This window comes from Serratia sp. BNK-33-b (genome assembly GCF_048684565.1).
Taxonomy (GTDB): Bacteria; Pseudomonadota; Gammaproteobacteria; order Enterobacterales; family Enterobacteriaceae; genus Serratia; species Serratia marcescens.
In genome coordinates, this window is the sequence record NZ_JBLQTZ010000001.1 from 3,747,391 (window position 1) to 3,767,890 (window position 20,500).

14 protein-coding genes are annotated in these 20,500 nt (G+C 61.1%); 10 read left to right on the plus strand and 4 right to left on the minus strand.

Annotation, left to right across the window (positions count from 1 at the left end; genetic code table 11):
* Positions 1 to 109: 109 nt before the first annotated feature.
* Positions 110 to 2,542: a putative ABC transporter permease subunit YbbP gene (ybbP, locus tag ACMGGK_RS18205; RefSeq protein WP_420277108.1), complete on the minus strand. Its 2,433-nt coding sequence runs from the start codon at positions 2,540 to 2,542 to the stop codon at positions 110 to 112.
* Positions 2,539 to 3,225, minus strand: coding sequence for a putative ABC transporter ATP-binding protein YbbA (ybbA, locus tag ACMGGK_RS18210; protein WP_004940192.1), 687 nt, complete (start codon positions 3,223 to 3,225; stop codon positions 2,539 to 2,541). Before ybbA ends, ybbP begins: the two co-directional genes overlap by 4 nt.
* Between ybbA and tesA the strand changes: the two genes are divergently transcribed.
* From tesA to ACMGGK_RS18225, 3 genes are all read left to right on the plus strand, one after another.
* Complete coding sequence (gene tesA, locus ACMGGK_RS18215; RefSeq protein WP_161545168.1) at positions 3,196 to 3,834, plus strand: multifunctional acyl-CoA thioesterase I/protease I/lysophospholipase L1; 639 nt, start codon at positions 3,196 to 3,198, stop codon at positions 3,832 to 3,834. The genes ybbA and tesA overlap by 30 nt on opposite strands.
* Positions 3,835 to 3,860: 26 nt before the next feature.
* Positions 3,861 to 4,637, plus strand: a complete 777-nt coding sequence (locus ACMGGK_RS18220) for an SDR family oxidoreductase (protein WP_097102630.1) — start codon at positions 3,861 to 3,863, stop codon at positions 4,635 to 4,637.
* Between the two features lie 77 nt (positions 4,638 to 4,714).
* Entirely contained in the window at positions 4,715 to 5,569 is an 855-nt protein-coding gene (locus ACMGGK_RS18225; protein ID WP_025160052.1) for a co-chaperone YbbN, read from the plus strand.
* A gap of 114 nt (positions 5,570 to 5,683) precedes the next feature.
* On the opposite strand, the gene cfa is transcribed toward ACMGGK_RS18225, so the two are convergent.
* The gene (gene cfa / locus ACMGGK_RS18230; protein ID WP_110146740.1) at positions 5,684 to 6,835 is read right to left on the minus strand and encodes a cyclopropane fatty acyl phospholipid synthase; all 1,152 of its coding nucleotides are present in this window, start codon (positions 6,833 to 6,835) and stop codon (positions 5,684 to 5,686) included.
* 325 nt (positions 6,836 to 7,160) lie between these two features.
* Between cfa and ACMGGK_RS18235 the strand changes: the two genes are divergently transcribed.
* Together ACMGGK_RS18235 and ACMGGK_RS18240 are read left to right on the plus strand one after the other, a co-directional pair.
* Entirely contained in the window at positions 7,161 to 8,066 is a 906-nt protein-coding gene (locus tag ACMGGK_RS18235) for an SPFH domain-containing protein (protein ID WP_004940203.1), read from the plus strand.
* Positions 8,067 to 8,068: 2 nt separating this feature from the next.
* Positions 8,069 to 8,530, plus strand: a complete 462-nt coding sequence (locus ACMGGK_RS18240) for an NfeD family protein (protein WP_016928811.1) — start codon at positions 8,069 to 8,071, stop codon at positions 8,528 to 8,530.
* On the opposite strand, the gene cueR is transcribed toward ACMGGK_RS18240, so the two are convergent.
* Entirely contained in the window at positions 8,527 to 8,928 is a 402-nt protein-coding gene (cueR, locus tag ACMGGK_RS18245; protein ID WP_015376888.1) for a Cu(I)-responsive transcriptional regulator, read from the minus strand. The genes ACMGGK_RS18240 and cueR overlap by 4 nt on opposite strands.
* Before the next feature lie 406 nt (positions 8,929 to 9,334).
* Between cueR and ACMGGK_RS18250 the strand changes: the two genes are divergently transcribed.
* The 5 genes from ACMGGK_RS18250 to ACMGGK_RS18270 all read left to right on the plus strand — a co-directional run bounded on the left by ACMGGK_RS18250 (position 9,335) and on the right by ACMGGK_RS18270 (position 20,499).
* A complete protein-coding gene (locus ACMGGK_RS18250) occupies positions 9,335 to 10,492 on the plus strand; it encodes an acyl-CoA dehydrogenase family protein (protein ID WP_049299655.1) in 1,158 nt (385 codons plus the stop codon).
* The gene (locus tag ACMGGK_RS18255) at positions 10,489 to 12,504 is read left to right on the plus strand and encodes a DUF6041 domain-containing protein (protein ID WP_240430156.1); all 2,016 of its coding nucleotides are present in this window, start codon (positions 10,489 to 10,491) and stop codon (positions 12,502 to 12,504) included. The genes ACMGGK_RS18250 and ACMGGK_RS18255 overlap by 4 nt, the downstream gene beginning before the upstream one ends.
* On the plus strand, positions 12,501 to 15,167 hold the full coding sequence (locus ACMGGK_RS18260) for a PEP/pyruvate-binding domain-containing protein (RefSeq protein WP_240430155.1): 2,667 nt from the start codon (positions 12,501 to 12,503) through the stop codon (positions 15,165 to 15,167). The genes ACMGGK_RS18255 and ACMGGK_RS18260 overlap by 4 nt, the downstream gene beginning before the upstream one ends.
* Before the next feature lie 170 nt (positions 15,168 to 15,337).
* Positions 15,338 to 17,941 (plus strand): biosynthesis protein PigD, encoded by a 2,604-nt coding sequence (locus ACMGGK_RS18265; protein ID WP_420278095.1) that lies wholly within the window; start codon positions 15,338 to 15,340, stop codon positions 17,939 to 17,941.
* A complete protein-coding gene (locus tag ACMGGK_RS18270) occupies positions 17,938 to 20,499 on the plus strand; it encodes an aminotransferase class III-fold pyridoxal phosphate-dependent enzyme (RefSeq protein WP_420277109.1) in 2,562 nt (853 codons plus the stop codon). The genes ACMGGK_RS18265 and ACMGGK_RS18270 overlap by 4 nt, the downstream gene beginning before the upstream one ends.
* The last annotated feature ends 1 nt before the right edge of the window (position 20,500 follow it).

Here is a 20,500-nt window from a genome sequence, read left to right on the forward strand (position 1 = left end):
ACCCGCAGATAACACATTATAAAACACGAAAATAATACAGTTTAAAGACGACGCCTCTCTTTTCTGCCAAGCCGGGTGCTTATCACATCCGGCGTTATAAATAGCCGCATCAACCCTCATAACTGCGGAACAGCGCCTTGCCGCGCAGCAGGCGCACGCCCAGCCAGCCGCCGCACAGCGACAGCAGCAGCGCGCTGGCCAGCGGCAGCGCCCACCACAGCACCGGCGTCGGCGTCCACGGGAAGTCGAACACCCGGCTTTGCAGCAGCCACAGCGCCGCCTCGGCGCCCATCGCCGCCGCGATGCCCGCCACCAGCCCCAGCAAAGCAAACTCGCACCACAGCGTGCGGCGCAGCAGCCGTTTGCCGGCGCCCAGCGTGCGATAGACCACCAGCTCCTGCCGCCGCTGACGCATGCCGACCTGCACCTGCGCCAGCAGCAGCAGGCCGCCGCACAGCACCACCAGCACCACCATCACCTCCAGCGCGCGGCTGACCTGTTGCAGCACGCCGCCGACCTGTTTCAGGATCGCGCCGATGTCCAGCAGGCTGAGCGTCGGGAACTGGCGATTGAGCTGAGTCAGCATCTGGCCGTCGCCGTCGTAGCGAAAGCTGGTGAGCCAGGTCTGCGGCTGGTCGTCCAGCGCGCCCGGCGGGAAGATAAAGTAAAAGTTCGGCTTCAGGCTTTCCCAATCCACCTGGCGCAGGCTGGTGACTTTGGCGCTGAACGCCTGGGTATCGCCGCTGAAGGTCAGCGTATCGCCCAGCGTGATCTTCAGCCGCCCGGCGATGCCTTCATCCATCGAAACCTCACCGGTTTTCGGCGGCCAATTGCCCGCCACCAGCGGATTGTGATCCGGCAGATCGGCCAACCAGGTCAGGTTCAGCTCGCGGTTCACCGCCTCGCCGCCCGGATCGTCTTCATGCACCCGTTCGGTCGCCAGCTGCTGGTTTATCTCGGTCAGGCGCACCCGGACGATCGGATAATAGGTTTCCGGCTTGATCTGGTGCTGCTGCAGGAAGGCTTTCACCTGCGGCACCTGTGCCTCGGTCATGTTGAGCAGGAAATAGTTCGGACTGTCCGGCGGCAGCTGTTGCTGCCAGCGTTCGAGCAGATCGCCGCGCAACACCAACAGCAGCGCCAGCAGCATGAACGACAGCGAAAACGCCGCCAGTTGGCTGATGGTCACCCAGGGCTGGTGCAGCAGGCGGTTGACCGCCAGCCGCAGCGCCAGGCTCTTGAGCGTGATGCGGCGCAGCAACAGCAGGCTGCCCCAGCCGATGCCGCCCAGCAGCAGCGCCAGCACCGCCATGCCAGCCAGGATCGCCCACAGCAGCGTGCTGGCCCCCATCAGCGCCACCAACAGCGCCACCACGATCGCCGCCGTCACCGGCAGGAAGTAGCGCAGCGGCCAGACGTTGGCCGTCACGTCGCGGCGCAGCACCCGCAGCGGCTGGGTGGCCAGCAGCTGGCGATACGGCCGCAGCCCGACCAGCAGCGAGATCAGCACCAGCGCGCCGAGCGCCCACAGCCACGGCCAGGCGCCGGCGGCAGGCAACGCAGCCGGTAATACCGGCTTCAGCAGGCGGATCAGCAACGCTTCAAACGCCAGCCCGATCGCCCCGCCGCACGCCGCCGCCAGCGCCATCACCGCCAGCCACTGGCCGACGATCAATTTACGCAGCGCGCCACGCCCGGCGCCGAGGGTTTTCAGCACCGCGATCAGATCGTAACGGCTGCGGCAATAGTGGCTCATCGCCACCGCCACGGCGGCGATCGACAACAGCAGCGTCAGCAGAGCCGACAGCAGCAGGAACTGTTGGGATCGCTGCAGCGACTTGCCGAGCGCGCTGCCGGACTCCTGCAGCCCGAACCAGCGCTGATCCGGCGTCAACTGCGGCGCCAGCCGTTCCTCGTAACGCTGAATATCCGGCTCGGTGCCGGCGAACATGTAGCGGTAGGTCAGGCGGCTGCCCGGCTGCACCGCACCGGTCTTCTCGACGTCCGCCAGGTTGATCATGATGCGCGGCGCGGTCTGGAATGGATTGAAGCCGGCGTCCGGCTCCTGAATGATTTCACCGGCGATACGCAGCGTAGTGTCGCCCACCTCCAGCGAATCCCCCACTTTCACGTTCAGCAGCGCCAGCAAACGCGGCGCCACCAGCACGCTGCCCGGTTCGGGCTTGATGTTGGCCGGGCGCGTTTCCAGCTTGCCGTACAGCGGATAGGTCAGATCGGTGGCTTTCACGTCCGCCAGCTGCGGCCGCTCGCCGGCATAGGTCATGGTGGTGAACGACAGCTGGCGGCTCACCTTCAGCCCCTGCTGCTGCGCGTCCAATAGCCAGCCTTCCGGCACCGAATGCGCGCTGCGCAGCACCCGATCGCCGGCGATAAAATCGCGGCTCTGCTGGCTGAGCCCTTTGTCCATGCGATCGCTGATGCTGCCCAGCGCCAGCACGCAGGCGACAGAGAGCGTCAGCGCCAGCCACACGATCAGCAGCGACGGCGAGCGCCATTCGCGCCAGAACCAGCGCCAGATCATGCTTCCTCCCACAGCTTGCCTTCACGCAGCCGCAACCGCCGCTGGCAGCGCGCCGCCAGGGTTTCGTCATGGGTCACCAGGATCAGGGTGGTGTCAAAATCGCGGTTGAGAGAGAACAGCAGGTCGGCGATGCGATCGCCGGTCTGACGATCGAGGTTGCCGGTCGGTTCATCGGCGAACAGCACCCGCGGCCGGCCGCTGAAGGCGCGCGCCAGCGCCACGCGCTGCTGCTCGCCGCCGGACAGCTGCGCCGGCAGGTGATCGAGACGTTTGCCCAGTCCCAGCTGTTCCAGTAACTGCACCGCCTGCTCGCGACTCTGCCTGTCGCTCTCGCCGCGCAGCAGCGCCGGCAGTTGCACGTTCTCCAGCGCGTTCAGCGTCGGCACCAACATGAACGACTGAAACACGAAACCGACGTTCCTGGCGCGCAGCGCGGCGCGGCCTTCTTCGTCCAACGCGGTCAGCGACTCGCCGAGCAAACGCACCTCGCCCTCGCTGCCGTCGTCCAGCCCGGCCAAAATGCCCAGCAAGGTCGATTTCCCCGATCCGGATTCACCGATCAGGGCGATCGTCTGCGCGGGTTTGACAAGCAGCTCGACTCCGGTAAGGATGGTGAGCTGATGCTCACCCTGACCAACGTGTTTACTAAGATGATGAACTTCAAGAACGTTTTCCGCTGGCATCTTCCCTTCCTTTTGCTGTTGGGATTATTCAGTTTACGCGCTGCCGCCGCCGATACCTTATTGATTTTGGGCGACAGTTTAAGCGCCGGCTATCGCCTGCCGATCGAGCGGGCCTGGCCGACGCTGTTGGCCGAACAGTGGCAGAAAAAACCGGGCGCGCCGCAGCTGGTCAACGCCAGCATCAGCGGCGACACCGCCGCGCAGGGGCTGGCGCGTCTGCCCGCGCTGCTGAAACAGCATCAGCCGCGCTGGGTGCTGATCGAGCTGGGTGCCAACGACGGCCTGCGCGGCTTCCCGGCGCAGGACGTACAGCGCGATCTCGGCCAAATCATCACGCGGGTGCAGCAGGCCGGCGCGCAGCCGCTGCTGATGCAGATCCGCATCCCGCCGAACTACGGCCGCCGCTACACCGAGGCATTCAGCGCCGTCTACCCGGCGCTGGCCAAGCAGTTCAACATTCCGCTGCTGCCGTTCTATATGGAACAGGTGGTGGTGAAGCCGGAATGGATGCAGGATGACGGATTGCACCCCAATGGGGACGCTCAGCCGTTTATCGCCACCTGGATGGCGGAGCGCCTGGAACCGCTAGTAAAGCATGAGTCTCACTAAATTAGGGTCGAACACTAGGTAAAGTTATGCAAAAAGCGGTATTGATAACCGGCTGTTCCAGCGGGATTGGATTGATTGCGGCGCAGGATCTGCGCAACCGCGGCTACCGGGTGCTGGCCGCCTGCCGTAAGCCGCAGGACGTGGAAAACATGCGCCAGCTGGGGCTGGAAGGCATTGAGCTGGATCTGGACGACAGCGCCAGCGTCGAGCGCGCCGCCGCCGAGGTGATCGCGCTGACCGACGGCCGCCTGTACGGCCTGTTCAATAACGGGGGGTTCGGCGTTTACGGCCCGCTTAGCCGCATTTCGCGCCGCCAGCTGGAGCGGCAGTTCGCCACCAACCTGTTCGGCACCCACCAACTGACCCAGCTGCTGTTGCCGGCGATGTTGCCGCACGGCGAAGGGCGCATCATTCAGACCAGCTCGGTGATGGGGCTGGTCTCCAGCGCCGGGCGCGGCGCCTACGCCGCCAGCAAGTTCGCGCTGGAAGCCTGGTCGGACGCGCTGCGCATGGAGCTGCACGGCAGCGGCATTCAGGTCAGCCTGATCGAACCGGGGCCGATCGCCACCCACTTTAGCCAGAACGTCAACCAGGCGCAGAGCGACAAGCCGGTGCACAATCCCGGCATCGCCAAGCGCCTGACGCTGCCGCCGGAGGCCATCCTGCCCAAACTGCGCCACGCGCTGGAAAGCCCGCGCGCCAAACTGCGCTATCCGGTCACCCTGCTGGCGCACGCGATGAGCGTGCTGCGCCGCATTTTGCCGGGCCGCTGTCTGGATTGGCTGCTGCGCAGCAACGCTTAATTCGCCCGACGGGGTTGAAGAATGGCGGCGCGCCCCCATCTACACCCCATGGCTCCGCACGATCAGAGAGAAAAAAGATGCTAGCTCAAGCTGTTGTTGATATTAACGAAACTAACCTGCACCAGACGCTGGAACAGTCGATGTCCATTCCGGTGCTGTTCTACTTCTGGTCCGAGCGCAGCCAACACTGCCTGCAGCTCACGCCGGTGCTGGACAAGCTGGCGGCGGAATACGCCGGTCAGTTCATTCTGGCCAAGGTGGACTGCGACGCCGAACAGATGATCGCCTCCCAATTCGGGCTGCGTTCCATTCCGACGGTCTACCTGTTTAAAGACGGCCAACCGGTCGACGGCTTCCAGGGCCCGCAGCCGGAAGAAGCGATCCGCGATTTGCTGCAGCGTTTCCTGCCGAAGGAAGAAGATCTGAAACTGGCGCAGGCGCAAGAGTTGCTGGCCGCCGGCAACGCCGCCGAAGCGCTGCCGCTGCTGAAAGACGCCTGGCAGAGCAGCCAACAGCGCAGCGACATCGGCCTGACGCTGGCCGAAACGCAGATCGCCCTCAGCCGCAGCGAAGATGCCGAAGCGGTGCTGGCGACCATCCCGTTGCAGGATCGTGATACGCGCTATCAAGGCCTGGTGGCGCAGATTGAACTGTTGAAACAGGCGGCGGACACGCCGGAAATCCAACAGCTGCAACAGCAGGTGCAGCAGCAGCCGGACAACGTCGAGCTGGCGGTGCAGCTGGCGCTGCAGCTGCATCAGGTCGGGCGTAACGAAGAAGCGCTGGAACTGCTGATGGGGCATCTGAAGAAGGATCTGGCCGCCGCCAACGGCAACGCGCGCAAGACGCTGATGGACATTCTGGCCGCGCTCGGCACCGGCGACGCGCTGGCCGCTAAATATCGCCGCCAGCTGTACTCACTGCTGTACTGATACTCGTCATGCTTGAAGCTGCATCCAGGCAGCAAAGGTGAGAAGCCCTGGGAGCTTAGATAACTAAGCGACCAGGGCTCGAACGTGCAGTCAGCTTGAAATATGGCGGGGATATCAGCGATAGACCCGCACCCCGCCCTCCACGCCCGCCGGGCTGAACAACACCTGCCACAGCTGAATGTTGCGCGAACGGAACGCGCCGGCGCAGGCGTTCAGGTAATAAGTGAACATGCGCTCGAAGCGCTCGGAATAACCGCCCGCCAATTCCGGCCACGCCCGTTTGAAATTCTCCAGCCAGGCCATCAGCGTGCGATCGTAATCGGCGCCGAAGTTGTGCCAATCCTCCATCACGAAACGCCCTTCGCTGGCCTCGGCGATATGCCGCACCGAAGGCAGGCAGCCGTTGGGGAAGATGTATTTGTCTATCCAGGCATCGACGTTAAGGTCGGTTTGATTGGAACCGATGGTGTGCAGCAAAAACAGGCCGTCCGGCTTCAGGTTGCGTGCCGCGACGCTGAAATAGGTCTCGTAGTTTTTCGGCCCGACGTGCTCGAACATGCCGACCGACACGATGCGATCGAACTGATGATCCAGATCGCGGTAATCCTGCAGCAAGATCTCGACGTCCAGCCCGGCGCAGCGTGCCTGCGCCAGCTTCTGCTGCTCGGCCGAAATGGTCACGCCGTGCACCGCGACGCCGTAGTTTTGCGCCGCAAACTGCGCCAGCCCGCCCCAGCCGCAGCCGATATCCAGCAGCGTCATGCCCGGTTTCAGCTGCAGCTTCTCGCAGATCATCCGCAGCTTGGCCTGCTGCGCCTGCTCCAGCGTCTGCGCCTCTTTCCAGTAGCCGCAGGAGTATTGCATGTAAGGATCGAGCATCGCCCGGAACAGGTCGTTGCCGATGTCGTAATGCTCTTTGCCCACCTGCCAGGCGCGCTTGCGCGATTGGCGGTTGAACAGCCGGGCATAGGCGATGCGCGCGATGTCGCTCAGGCTTTTCGGCAGGCGCTCATCGACGCCGGCCTGCAGAATGCGGGTAAACAGCATGTCCAGCCGTTCGCATTCCCACCAGCCGTCCATATAGCTCTCGCCGAAGCCGAGCGAGCCTTCCTGCAAAATGCGTTTGAACAGGGCCGGGTTGTGCACCCGAATATCCCAGGCGCGCGGGCCGTTGATGGCGACGCCGGCTTCGGCCAGCATCTCCTCTACAATGCGATACCAGCGGTCTTTCTTCTGGGCGAGTTCATCAACACTGAGCGAATCCATAACAATCCTTGGCCGAAATGTCATTTCAAAAAGCATAGTCGCAAATAAAAATGACAAATTTTTGACGGTAAACACGGGGGTGTTTTTACTCTAGCCAAGGCGAGCAACATCATGAAATGAATAAAAATTATTGAAACCATGCCATTTAGGCATACTTATCCGCCAACTGTGCCAGACTTATTTCAATAACGTTTTTCTCCCTGTTCGGAACAGCGGTTCCGCTTATGGCGGAGTCGCCAATGTCCTGGATTAAGTCGCGGTATCGGTAGGCATTTTTCCGGCGCTGACGTAATATCTGTTTACATATGTCTGACAGGAGGTTTGCATGCTTACTTTTATTCCCATCGTGATCGTCGTCGCGCTGATTGTGGTGTTCGCCGGCGTCAAAATTGTGCCGCAGGGGTTCCAATGGACGGTAGAACGCTTCGGCCGCTATACCAAGACGCTGATGCCGGGCCTGAACCTGGTGGTGCCGTTCATGGACCGCATCGGCCGCAAAATCAACATGATGGAGCAGGTGCTGGATATCCCCTCGCAGGAAGTGATTTCCCGCGATAACGCCAACGTCGCCATCGACGCGGTGTGCTTTATCCAGGTGGTCGACCCGGCGCGCGCCGCCTACGAGGTCAGCAACCTCGAACAGGCGATCGTCAACCTGACCATGACCAACTTCCGCACCGTGCTCGGCTCGATGGAGCTGGACGAAATGCTGTCGCAGCGCGACAGCATCAACAGCCGCTTGTTGCACATCGTCGATGAAGCGACCAACCCTTGGGGGGTGAAGATCACCCGTATCGAGATCCGCGACGTGCGGCCGCCGGCGGAGCTGATCGCCTCGATGAACGCCCAGATGAAGGCTGAGCGCACCAAGCGCGCCGACATCCTGGAGGCGGAAGGGGTGCGCCAGGCGGCCATTCTGCGCGCCGAGGGTGAGAAACAATCGCAGATCCTGAAGGCTGAGGGCGAACGTCAGTCGGCGTTCCTGCAGGCGGAAGCGCGTGAGCGCGCCGCCGAGGCCGAGGCGCGCGCCACCCAACTGGTGTCCGACGCCATCGCCAGCGGCAACATTCAGGCGGTGAACTACTTCGTGGCGCAGAAATACACCGATGCGCTGCAGAAGATCGGTTCCTCCAACAACAGCAAAGTGGTGATGATGCCGCTGGACGCCAGCAGCCTGCTCGGCTCGATCGGCGGCATTACCGAACTGCTGAAAGAAAGCAAAGGCAAATAATCATGCTCGAACTGATCGCGGCGAATCCGCTGTGGTTTTGGCTCTCCCTCGGGGGCGTGTTGCTGGCGGCGGAAATGCTCGGCGCCGGCGGCTACCTGCTGTGGAGCGGCGTGGCGGCGCTGTTGGTCGGCGTCCTGATCTGGCTGCTTCCGCAACTTTCCTGGGCGTGGCAAGGCGCGATCTTCGCCGTCCTGACCGTCGTCGTCGCTTACCTGTGGTGGTACTGGCTGCGCCGGCGCCCGGCGGCCGCATCCGGCGGGTCGCCGGTGCTCAACCAGCGCAACCGCCAGCTGATCGGCACCCGCGCCACGCTGACGGAACCGATGCACAACGGCATGGGCCGCATCAATATCGGCGACAGCAGCTGGCGCGCGCAGGCGGCGGAAGATCTGCCTGCCGGCACTGAAGTGGAAGTGGTGGCGGTGGAAGGGGTCACGCTGGTGATCCGCGCCATCAGCCGTTAATTCGAACGACAGCATCCCGCCAGATTATTGATGATGGGGCACTCCGCCCCCTCGTCGCCCGGACATTGTTCCGCCAGCGTCAACAGGCGTTGGCGCATTTCTCCCAGTTCGCTGATGTGCCTTTCGATCTCCGCCACCTTCTGCAGCGTGCGCGCCTTCACGTCGGCGCTGTGGCGGGCCGGATCGTTGAATAACGCCACCAGCTCACGGCACTCGTCCAGGTTGAAGCCCACCTGCCGCGCCTGGCGCAGCAGCGTCAGCTCTTCAACGTGCCTGGCGGAATAATGGCGATAACCGTTATCGCTGCGGATCGGGGCGGTAATCAGCGCTTTCTCCTCGTAAAAACGAATCGTCTTGCTGGTTAACCCGGTCTTTTTCGCGACGTCGCTAATATTCATTTTTTCCTCCGGAATGCTCCTGCTCATCTCCTATCTTAAGCCGCTTTCCGCCACTCACCAAGCCTCAACGCCCTACCGTCGATATCGATGAGAAACCGATAGCCACAGCCAAAAGATAGATACTTCACCTGCAAAGTATTCATCAAAAAACAATAGACAATCTAACCTATTAAAATTTGATCAAATTAAGATTTTTATTATATGTAAATTTTTGTGTATAAATAACACAAAATAAAACACAATTAAAACAACAAAATAAAAACATCAATTAACAAAATTGTAATAATAGACCACACAAATAAACATTTGTTTACATTTACCATTACTTTGCCTGTTTGAGTTTTGGCCACCTCCAAACTAGAAATATTAGCTAATTTAATCTCTCAACCCAATGGCGGAGTTCGTCATGGATTTTAACTTATCAAGTGAGCAGCAGGCTCTAAGCGAATCCGCTCAGCGTTTTGCCCGCGAGGTGCTGGATCAGGATGCGCATGCTCGGCTTTCACAGCAGGTATTAAGCCTGGATTTGTGGCGACAAGCCGCCGCCTATGGTTTTACCCGAGCCCCCGTGACGACCGCGTTCGGCGGATTGGGCATGAATGCGCTCGATACTGCACTGATGATTGAGGCGCTGGGTAAAGGCAGCCGCGACATCGGCATGTCCTTCTCGCTCTGCGCCCATCTGTGCGCCTGCGTGATCCCGCTTTCCCGCTTCGGTTCCGAGGCATTAAAAGCGCGCTATCTCGAAGCGTTGGCGGCCGGAAAACTGATCGCGGCGAATGCGGCGACGGAGCCGGACGCCGGTTCCGATATTTATGCCATGAAATCAACCGCTCAACCCTGTGAAGGCGGCTACCGGCTCAACGGAAACAAAATTTTCATCACCAACGCGCCGATTGCCGACATCTTCATCGTCTATGCGAAAACCCATCCCGAACATGGCTTTATGGGCGTGTCCGCATTTGTGCTCGAGAAAGGGATGCCAGGCTTAAACGTAGGCGCCGTCAGCCCGAAAGATTGCCTCTCCAACTGCCCGTGGAGCGAACTGACCTTCAACGACGTCTTCATTCCAGAGGCCCAACGGATCGGTATGCCGGGCGCCGGCGGCGCCATCTTCCACGATTCAATGATCTGGGAAAAGGGCTGCCTGTCGGCTCTGTTTATCGGCGCAATGGAGCGCGTGTTCGACAGCGCGCTGGACTATGCCAAACAACGCCGACAATTCGGCAAAGCGATCGGCCAATTTCAGTCCGTCTCCAACCGCATCATCGATATGAAACTGCGTCTGGAACAGTGTCGGCTAATGCTCTACCGCGCCTGTTGGAAACACGATCGGGGCCAGGATGCCGAGATCGACATCGCCATGAGCAAACTGTTGATTTCCGAATATGCCGTGCAGTCCGCGCTGGACGCGATTCAAATCTTCGGCGGAGCCGGCATGGATCAAGAACTCGGTCTGGTGCGCCACTTGCTGAACGTGATCCCCAGCCGGATCTTCTCCGGCACCAACGAGATACAAAAAGAAATTGTCGCCCGCAAGCTGGGTCTGCGGGGAGGCGCATGATGATCGTTCAACGCGTTTTTGCCGTGCTCTATATGTTGGCCGGCCTGGCGAAAGCCTTCCCTCAGTTGGAAAACGTCGCCGATATTCTGCAGCAGGCGGCCGTGGCGAACCAGGGCACCTGGTACGCCGGGGCGACGGCTTGGTTGGCGGCGCAGGGTACAGTGGTTAACGCGCTGATCGGCGTGGCGCTGTTTGCCTCCGGTGCGGTCTTGATGTTCAACCCGCGTTGGACGCCATTGATCATCTACTGCCAGCTGCTGATGATGGTGGGATTTGTCACGATCCTGCACCGCGCCCAGCCGCAGGTCATGTTGCTCGATGCGATTTTCGCGCTGGCGGCGCTGTACATGCTGCGTCAGCAGCACCACCGCAAACCCAAGCCGCGCACGTTCCCCACGCGCGACTTTTCCACGCCCACGCCGGCGGCAGGCGGCCCGGTAACCCCCGCGCTGGACGGCGAGTATGACGTGGTGATCATCGGCGGCGGCGTCTCCGGTTTGGCCGCGGCCAGCGAACTGACCGATCGCCGGGTTTTGGTGCTGGAAAAAAGCGCCTCCTTCGGCGGCAACGCCCGCTACAGTACGGTGAACCGCCTGAAATTTCCTATCGCCGGCGTCTGCTTCCAGGAACCGCTGCCGAATTCTTTCATGGCGCAACTGCTGAAGAAAATCGGTCTGAGCGGCGTATATAAATCCAATGAAAAGGACACGCTGGTATTTTTCGACACCGTCTTGCTGCTCCGCTGCCTGGGTGAAGTCGTCGTCGGTTTTATCAAACAACCGGGCTACCTGCTTAAACCCGCCGTCTGGCGCCTGACGGGACAACTATTCCTGCATGCCTTGATCGGTAAACCTTATGTTATCGCGGCAAAACAGCTGGGCGATCCGATCTTTGCCGATCTGTACGCCTTCCTGGATACCTTCTCGCCGCGCGGCGAGCGGTACCCCAGCCTGCCCTGGACGCCGCAGAGCGCCTGGAGCAAAACGAATATGGCGCTGCTCGACACTATCCCGCTGTACACGTATCTGTTCGAACCGCACAAACTGGATCAGATCCCGACGGATCTGCGGCCACCGAGAAAATTCGGCAAGCTGGTAGAGAATGCCGTCAGCACCACGCTGCGCGTGGAATGTCTCGATATTCGCGAAGTCTCCGCCTATGTCGGATTGCACTTCCTGGTGGGGTATTTACGCGGCAATCTGGTCACGCTGCCGGGCGGTAACGGCAGCATCAGCGCCGGGCTGCTCGACTATATTGAGGAGCAAAACAACGTCAGGCTGCAAAGCCGCGTACAGCTTCAAAGCATCACGCCCGGCGGCGACGAAACGGTGATCCGGTTCAGCGTCAATGGCGCGGCCAGCGAAATCAGAGCCAAACAAGTGATCTGGGCCGCCCCCAAAACGCATGTGCCCACCTGGTTGCCCACCCTGCCCAAAGAGCAATTGGCGGCGATCCGCCAGATCCGCCATGAAGATTACTACCTGGCGAACGTGCTGTTGAAAAAACCGATCCTCGAACGCTCGTTCGGCGGCTATCTGATCGAGCCGGAAAACACCCGCACACCTTACTATTGGAGCAAAGCCGGCACCTGCCTGGTCGCCAATTGGATGGACAATCACCTCAGCGCGGAAGCCGGGGTATTAACCCTGCTCAAACCAACCACTCGTCCAGAGCGGCAAGGTCGCACCGCGCAAAACGAGTTCCTGGCGCTGCAGCAACAGACCTATGTCGAAATCGCCAAAGTGCTGGGCAACATGGGCATTGACGCCGACATCATTGAAGACATTCAAATCTGGTTCTGGCCCGCGGGTCTGGTGACCTCGGTCGCCGGGCAACAGGCCCAGGGCGTGTTTCACCAGGCCAGCAGGCCGTTTGAGAATATTCACTTCGCCAATCAGGACAGCGTGGGCATCGGTAATATCGAAAGCGCGGTGCTAGCCGGACTGAACGCCGCCAAAGCGGTGAGAGGACGCCTCGCAATGCCCGTTACGCCTGCGGAGGTGATGTCATGAATCCTACCCTGGTGGTTGAACTTTCCGGCGATAAAACGCTGGAACCCCATCGCCTGGGCGGCAAAGCCCATTCGTTGAATCATTTGATTCAGGCGGGCTTGCCGGTGCCGCCGGCGTTTTGCATCACCGCGCAGGCTTACCGACAGTTTATCGAATTCGCCGTGCCGGGAGCGCTGCTCGACACGGGCGCACCGGGCAACGTGCGCGATATGATTTTGAGCGCCGCTATCCCCGCCCCGCTCGATCTGGCGATCCGTCACGCCTGCAAACAGTTGGGCGACGGCGCCTCGCTCGCCGTGCGCTCTTCGGCGCTGGAAGAAGACGGCCTGACCCACTCTTTCGCCGGGCAATACGACACTTACCTGCACGTGCGCGGGGATGACGAGGTGGTGCGCAAGGTGCAATCCTGCTGGGCGTCGCTCTGGGCGGAACGCGCCGCCCAGTATAGCCGGACATCGGCGGCGCAGAGCGATATCGCCGTCGTCTTGCAAATCATGGTGGATGCAGACGCCGCCGGCGTCATGTTTACCCAAGATCCGCTGACAGGCGATGCCAACCACATCGTCATCGACAGCTGCTGGGGGCTGGGGGAAGGCGTGGTATCCGGACAAGTCACCACCGACAGCTTCATTTTGGATAAGGCGAGCGGCGAGATCCGCGAGCGGCAAATTCGTCACAAACCGCACTATTACCAACGCGATCCGCAGGGACGGGTCACGCTGCTGCAAACGCCCGAAGCCAGGCGAGACGCCCCCAGCTTAACCCCGGAACAGCTGCAACAGCTTGCCAGGCTGGCCCGGCAAACGCGGATGATTTACGGCACGGAACTGGATATCGAATGGGCGGTGAAAGACGATCGCGTGTGGCTCCTGCAGGCGCGGCCGATCACCACGCAGGCCAAACCGGTTCAGATGCTTTACGCCAACCCGTGGGAAAGCGATCCGACGATCAAGGAACGGGCCTTTTTCTCCCGAATGGACACCGGCGAGATCGTCACCGGCTTGATGACGCCGCTGGGGCTGTCGTTTTGCCAGTTCTACCAAAAGCATATTCATGGCCCGGCGATCAAAACCATGGGGCTGGCGGATATCGGCGATTGGCAGATTTATATGGGGTATTTGCAAGGCTACGTCTATCTGAATATCTCCGGATCGGCCTACATGCTCCGCCAATGCCCGCCCACCCGCGACGAAATGAAGTTCACGACCCGCTACGCCACCGCCGATATCGATTTCAGCGGGTACAAAAACCCCTATGGCCCCGGCGTACAGGGATGGGCTTATCTCAAGAGCGCCTGGCATTGGCTGAAACAGCAGAGGCATAACCTGCGCAGCGCCGGCGCGACCGTCGATGCCATGATCGCCCTGCGCCAGCGCGAGACGCGCCGCTTTCTGGCGCTGGATCTGACGACCATGACACATCAGGAACTGGAGCGAGAACTCAGCCGCATCGACGGTTACTTCCTCGACAGCTGCGCCGCCTATATGCCCTTCTTCCTTCAGTCGTTCGCGCTCTACGATGCGCTGGCGCTGACCTGCGAACGTTATCTCAAAGGCCGCGGCAACGGATTGCAAAATCGCATCAAGGCGTCGATGAACAACCTGCGCACCATCGAAGTCACGCTGGGCATTCTCAGCCTGGTGGAGACGGTCAATCGTCAACCGGCGTTGAAGGCCCTGTTCGAGCGACACAGCGCACAGGAACTGGTCACCGTCCTGCCCACCGCTCCCGAATCGCGCGCCTTCTGGCAAAGCGACTTCAGCGCCTTCCTGTTCGAGTTCGGCGCCCGTGGCCGCCAGGAGTTCGAATTGAGTCTTCCGCGCTGGAACGACGATCCCAGCTACCTGCTGCAAGTGATGAAAATGTATCTGCAACATCCGGTGGATCTGCACACGAAACTGCGGGAAACAGAGCGGCTGCGCCATGAAGACAGCGCGACGCTGCTTAAAGCGATGCCCTGGTTTGGCCGGATGAAGCTGAAGTTCATCACCAAACTGTATGGTGTGATGGCCGAACGCCGCGAAGCGACCCGGCCAACCTTCGTCACCGAAACCTGGTTCTACCGCCGCATCATGCTGGAAGTGCTGCGGCGCCTGGAGGCGCAAGGCCTGGTCAAACCGGCCGATCTGCCCTATGTGGACTTCGAGCGCTTCCGCGCGTTTATGGCGGGGGAACAGTCGGCGCAGGAAGCGTTCGCCGCCGATCTGATCGAGCGCAATCGCCACCAGCATCTGCTGAACCTGCATGCGGAAGAGCCGCCGATGGCGATCGTCGGGGGGTATCAGCCCAGGATGAAAGCCCCCACGGCGGAAAACGCCGCCGGCATGCTGTCCGGCCTGGCGGCCAGCCCCGGCAAAGTGGTGGCGAAAGCGCGCGTCATCACCGACCTGCTGGCGCAGGCCGGCGAGCTGCAGCCCAACGAAATCCTGGTGGCGCGCTTTACCGACGCCAGCTGGACCCCGCTCTTCGCGCTGGCGGCGGGCATCGTCACCGATATCGGCTCTGCGCTGTCCCACAGCTGCATCGTCGCACGCGAATTCGGCATCCCCGCGGCGGTCAATCTCAAGAACGCCACCCAGTTGATCAACAGCGGCGACACCTTGATTCTCGACGGCGACAGCGGGACGGTCATTATTCAACGCGGAGAACGTGCCGATGGCTAGTCAGCACCACATCCGGCGAAGGTAAACCATCCGCCTGAACACAGCACAATTCAACGAAGGTGATGCGCGCGGCAACCGCCGCCTGCAGAGACCGTCGCGGGCTTTGTCGTGCCGAATTTGCCCGCCTGGCTGAAGCCGTCACTCCATTTTGGCTGCACAAGGAACTCATCATGACGACCCTGACAGGACAAGCAAGACTCACCAACTCCGCCGCCTACGAGCAAGTGTGGCAAGCGGAGCGCCAGGCCTGCCGCACCGACGCGGATCCCGACACCCTGACGGTCGGCGTGGTGGTGGTGACGCGCAACCCGGCGTTTTTCCAAACCGGGCTTAGCGTACTGAACGATATCCGCGATTATGTTTTCAACCGCGTGCATATCCAGTCCGAGATGCCGCTGAAACTGTTGGATCTGGCGGCGGACTCCCTTTATCTGGCCGCGCGCGAAAAGGCGCTGCACTTTCTCAAAGGCCAAAACAAGGCTATCAACGTTCGCATCATCCAATGCGCCAGCCTGGCCGAGGCCACCGGCAAGATCATCTATACGCATGCGCTGGAACAGCGTCCCGAATTTCATTTGGGCATGCTGTTCTACGATCAGACCACGCCGGCCGGCGTCGATGACGGCATCGAACAGATCGATCGCGATCTGGACGCCTTTTACAGCGCCTTGCAGCGCAGCGGCATTCCCGCGTTTTACACCACCTTCTCCACCGTTGCGTTCATTCGCCAGCTGCGATCGCCCTTCCGCTACCTGCCGCAGCAATACCGCGAAATCGTGCGCAGCGAAGATCCGGCGATCTTCCAAACCGAGCTGTTGTGCCTGTGGATGGACTTCTTCGAGATGAACTACACCAACCGCCGGGTCAAGCCGATCGGCGCGCTGGCGCTGCACAACACGCTGGGTGAGCAGCTGATTCAATTTTTCGAGCGTACCGCCGCCGAACGCTGGCTGGTGTCCTATTACACCGGGTCGATCATCTCCAATCTGATCGGCTATCTGGATCGGCATGCGGAGGCGCGCGGCGCGCTGATCCTGCGCGGCCCTAACGAACACGCCATCGCCTGCGGCGCCATGGCCAACTGGCAGCTGTATCGCATGCCGTTCCTCGGCGTAGTGACCTCCGGGATGATGGATGAATTCAAGGGTACGCTGGCCAACCTCAAGGAAACCGCCGCCCAGGGCATCATCGTCGCGGCGGAAAACCGCGGCAATCAATGGTACAGCTTCCAGGGAACGCTGACGCCGACGGAGGACATGCGCGAAGTGCTTATCGCCCGCCGCATCCCGTTCGTTTATATCGATGACGTCGAAATGATCGGCGCCGGTTTGACGGAAGCCTTCCGCCTTTATCATCAAGGCCAGGGGCCGGTGGTGATTCTGGCGACGCAAAACGTGCTGGAGTCGACCCTGTCGCTGGAGGGTGCCGTCGGCGATCCCTCGCCGATCCCGGTTCTGTCGGCGGACGATCCGCTGCCGATGAGCGAAAGCCTGGCACAGGCGATAGCGCTGATCAACCGCGGGCCGGAACGGCTGGTGTGGCAGTTGGGCCCGGTCAGCGACGACGAATACGCCCTGATCCATGACATCGCCGACGCCGCCGGCATCGCCCTGGTGGACTCGTTGGCCCATCCCGGCTCGGCGCCGAAATATTATCAGGGCCGGCGCAATCCCCACTACCTGGGCACCCTGGCGATTTACGGCTATAGCCCGCGCGTCTACAACTTCCTGCACACCAATGACAAGCTCAACGCCATGAGCGAGCAGAGCCTGTTTATGATCAAAAGCCGCGTCGCTCAGATCACCACCCCCTTCTCCGACGGCAGGCTGGAGCGCAAGGTTCATCTGGTGCAGCTCACGCACGATGATCGCCATCTGTCGCCCTATGCCGATCTGCACCTGCACATGAACTGTCTGGCGTTCCTGCGCACGGTGAAAGCGCATCTCGACGTCGATCCGGCATTGCGGGAAAGACGCCGCGCGTTGATCGCCGCCTATCTCGATTCGCCTTCCGACGTTGTCAGCCAGCTTCCCAGTCTGCCCATGTCGGCCAACTACTTCTTCTGCCAGTTGAACCGAGTGATTGAAGAGTTGATCGAAACGGAGGGCTTCGATTTTACCGGCGTATATGACGTCGGCCGGTGCGGCATCTCCGCCGCGCGCAACGTCGCCAAAACGCGCCGCGGCTTTTCCGGCTGGTATGGCCGCGCCCTGATGGGCGACGCTCTGCTGGCCACCGGCTACCTGGCTTACACCAGCCCAAGCCACGTGATGGCGTTTATCGGCGACGGCGCTAAAGGGATCGTACCGGACATCCTGCCGGCTTTTATCGACAACATTCTCACCCATCCGCAGTTGCTGAATAAAAGCATCACCGTCTTCTATTTATGCAACGGCGGTCTGTCCGTCATCAATACCTATCAGGAACGCATTCTGTTCAATCGCACCTCGCGGCAAATGCGGTTGGTGAACGTCGAACAGCCGGACGTCGAACAAACGGTCAATAACTTCCATATCCAGAGCAAAACGCTTACGCATTTCGACGAAGACGTCATTCGCCAGGCGCTGACCACCCCGCACCGACTCAATCTGTTCTCCGTGGTGCTGGGACACAACAATGAAGGCGACGGTATCTCGCTGGCCACCGCCAAAGGCTGGCAGCGCGATCCGAGCGACCACGACGCCCTGCAGGAGCGCAAAGCCTGGGCAGCCCAACAGCCCGAATCGACCAGCACCGCCTTCGACCAAGATCCTACACAGGAAGCCACCTCATGAAATTCGGATTCATCGCTCATCCCACCTCGCTGGGGTTGAAACGTTACGTCAAAATGCTCGATCTGCTGCAACGCAACTCGACCGAGCAGCACAGCGGCTATACGCGTGAACTGTGGGAACGACAAAACCTGGTTCCCTTTATGAACTTCGCCAGGATCACCTCGGCGACCGGCGCCACTTGCGAAGGGGTGATCAAATACATGCCGCTGGTGGCGGATGAGATGCTGGCCGACGCACGCGGTATCGCCGCCAGGGTGGTCCAAGGCATCGAAGAGCTGGCCGGCGATGGCGCCGAACTGGTCGGTCTCGGCGGTTTTACCTCTATCGTTGGGCGACGCGGCGAAGCCACCGCGGAAAAGTCGCCGGTGCCGGTCACCTCCGGCAACTCGCTGACCACCTACGCCGGCTACAAGGCCTTGATGCAGATCCAGTCCTGGCTGGAAATTCGCCCGGAGGAGGAACCCGTCGCCATCGTCGGCTATCCGGGGTCGATCTGCCTGGCGCTAAGCCGTCTGCTGCTGGCGCACGGTTTCTCTCTCCATTTGCTGCACCGCGCCGGCAACCATGATCGCAGCGAACTGCTCAGCCATTTGCCCGAGGAGTATCACTCGCGCGTCACCCTGACCAGCGATCCCGAAGATCTCTACCCGCACTGCAAACTGTTTGCCGCCGCGACCTCCGCCGGCGGCGTGATCGACCCCGCCAGACTGCAACCCGGTTCGATCTTCATCGACGTGGCGCTGCCGCGCGATATCGCTTCGGAAACGCGCCCGGCGCGGGATGACATTCTGATCATCGACGGCGGCTGCGTCACCGCCACCGATGCGGTCAAGTTGGGTGGAGAATCGCTCAACGTCACCATCAAGCAACAATTGAACGGCTGCATGGCGGAAACCATTGTGCTGGCGCTGGAAAACCGGCGGGAAAACTTTTCGCTGGGCCGCTATCTGGCGCCGGAAAAAGTGCTGGAGATCGGTGAAATCGCCGAGCGCCACGGGTTCTTCGCCTATCCGCTGGCCTCGTACGGCGAGCGCATCGATCGGCAGAGCGTGACCAATCTCAAGCGCTACTACCACCATGACATCTATGCCGGGGAACCGGCTGATGCGGCGCTGCCCGCATCGCGCCTGGCGTTTATCGATGCGGTCATCGCCCAAACGCCGGCCAGGGAAGACACCCTCGACCGCTATCATCAATACATCAACCCCATGATGGTGGACTTCCTCAAGTTGCAGCGCTGCGACAACGTTTTCCGCAGCGCCGCCGGCACCCAGTTGTATGACGATGCGGGCGAGGCTTTCCTGGACATGGTGGCGGGCTACGGGTGCCTAAACCTGGGCCACAACCCGCAGCCAGTGGTCAACGCGCTGAAAAACTACCTCGACGCTCAAGGCCCCAACTTCATTCAATACATTTCCATTCCCGAACAGACCGCCAAGCTGGCCGAAGTGCTCTGTCGTCTGGCGCCGGGCAACATGGGCCGGGTGTTCTTCAGCAACTCCGGCACCGAAGCCGTCGAGGCCGCGATGAAGATCGCCAAGGCCTCGACGGGCAAGCCGGGCATCGCCTATCTGCGCAACAGTTACCACGGTAAAACGTTGGGCGCGTTGTCCATCACCGGACGAGACAAACACCGCCGCTATTTCACACCGCTGCTGGACGCGATGGTGGAAGTGCCGTTCGGCGATCTCGCCGCGCTGCGGGAAGCGCTGAACCGTGAAGACGTCGGCGCGCTGATGATCGAACCGATCCAGGGCGAAGGCGGCGTGCATATCCCGCCCGCCGGTTACCTGCAGGCGGTGCAGCAGCTCTGCCGCGAGACCGGCGTGCTGCTGATGGTGGACGAAGTGCAAACCGGGCTTGGGCGCACCGGCAAACTTTTCGCCTGCGAATGGGACGGTATCGAGCCGGACGTGCTGATGCTGTCGAAATCCCTGTCCGGCGGCCTGATCCCCATCGGCGCCACGCTGTGCCGAACCGATCTTTGGCAAAAAGCCTATGGCACGGCGGACCGCTTCCTGGTGCACAGCTCCACCTACGGCGGCGGCAACCTCGCCTCGGTCGTCGCCCTCAGCGCGCTGCGCGAGATCCTGGCGCAGGATTTGGTCGGCCATGCCGAACGGATGGGCGCCTACTTTAAGCAGGCACTGAGCGAGATCGCCGCCCGCTATCCGTTCGTCAGCGAAGTGCGCGGCCGCGGCCTGATGCTGGGGATCCAGTTCGATCAGGCGTTCACCGGCGCGGTCAACGCCTCCGCCCGCGAATTCGCCACCCGGCTGCCGGGCGATTGGCACACCACCTGGAAATTCTTGCCCGATCCGGTGCAAGCCCATCTGCGGGCGGCGATGGATCGCATGGAACAGGCGCTCGGCGAAATGTTCTGCATGAAATTCGTCACCAAGCTGTGCCAGGACCACAAGATCCTGACCTTCATTACCGCCAACAGCTCGACGGTGATCCGTATTCAACCCCCGCTCATCATCAGCAAAGCCGAGATCGACCGTTTCGTCGGCGCCTTTGCCACGGTGTGCGAGGAACTCTCCACCTTTTTAGACTAGG

Bases quoted from the DNA above. Each gene is read 5' to 3' on its own strand.
- ACMGGK_RS18265 (WP_420278095.1), top strand. From the start codon at position 15,338: ATGACGACCCTGACAGGACAAGCAAGACTCACCAACTCCGCCGCCTAC.
- ybbA (WP_004940192.1), bottom strand. From the start codon at position 3,225: ATGCCAGCGGAAAACGTTCTTGAAGTTCATCATCTTAGTAAACACGTT.
- ACMGGK_RS18255 (WP_240430156.1), top strand. From the start codon at position 10,489: ATGATGATCGTTCAACGCGTTTTTGCCGTGCTCTATATGTTGGCCGGC.
- cfa (WP_110146740.1), bottom strand. From the start codon at position 6,835: ATGGATTCGCTCAGTGTTGATGAACTCGCCCAGAAGAAAGACCGCTGG.
- ACMGGK_RS18225 (WP_025160052.1), top strand. From the start codon at position 4,715: ATGCTAGCTCAAGCTGTTGTTGATATTAACGAAACTAACCTGCACCAG.
- tesA (WP_161545168.1), top strand. From the start codon at position 3,196: ATGAACTTCAAGAACGTTTTCCGCTGGCATCTTCCCTTCCTTTTGCTG.
- ACMGGK_RS18220 (WP_097102630.1), top strand. From the start codon at position 3,861: ATGCAAAAAGCGGTATTGATAACCGGCTGTTCCAGCGGGATTGGATTG.
- ACMGGK_RS18235 (WP_004940203.1), top strand. From the start codon at position 7,161: ATGCTTACTTTTATTCCCATCGTGATCGTCGTCGCGCTGATTGTGGTG.
- ybbP (WP_420277108.1), bottom strand. From the start codon at position 2,542: ATGATCTGGCGCTGGTTCTGGCGCGAATGGCGCTCGCCGTCGCTGCTG.
- ACMGGK_RS18270 (WP_420277109.1), top strand. From the start codon at position 17,938: ATGAAATTCGGATTCATCGCTCATCCCACCTCGCTGGGGTTGAAACGT.
- ACMGGK_RS18260 (WP_240430155.1), top strand. From the start codon at position 12,501: ATGAATCCTACCCTGGTGGTTGAACTTTCCGGCGATAAAACGCTGGAA.
- cueR (WP_015376888.1), bottom strand. From the start codon at position 8,928: ATGAATATTAGCGACGTCGCGAAAAAGACCGGGTTAACCAGCAAGACG.
- ACMGGK_RS18240 (WP_016928811.1), top strand. From the start codon at position 8,069: ATGCTCGAACTGATCGCGGCGAATCCGCTGTGGTTTTGGCTCTCCCTC.
- ACMGGK_RS18250 (WP_049299655.1), top strand. From the start codon at position 9,335: ATGGATTTTAACTTATCAAGTGAGCAGCAGGCTCTAAGCGAATCCGCT.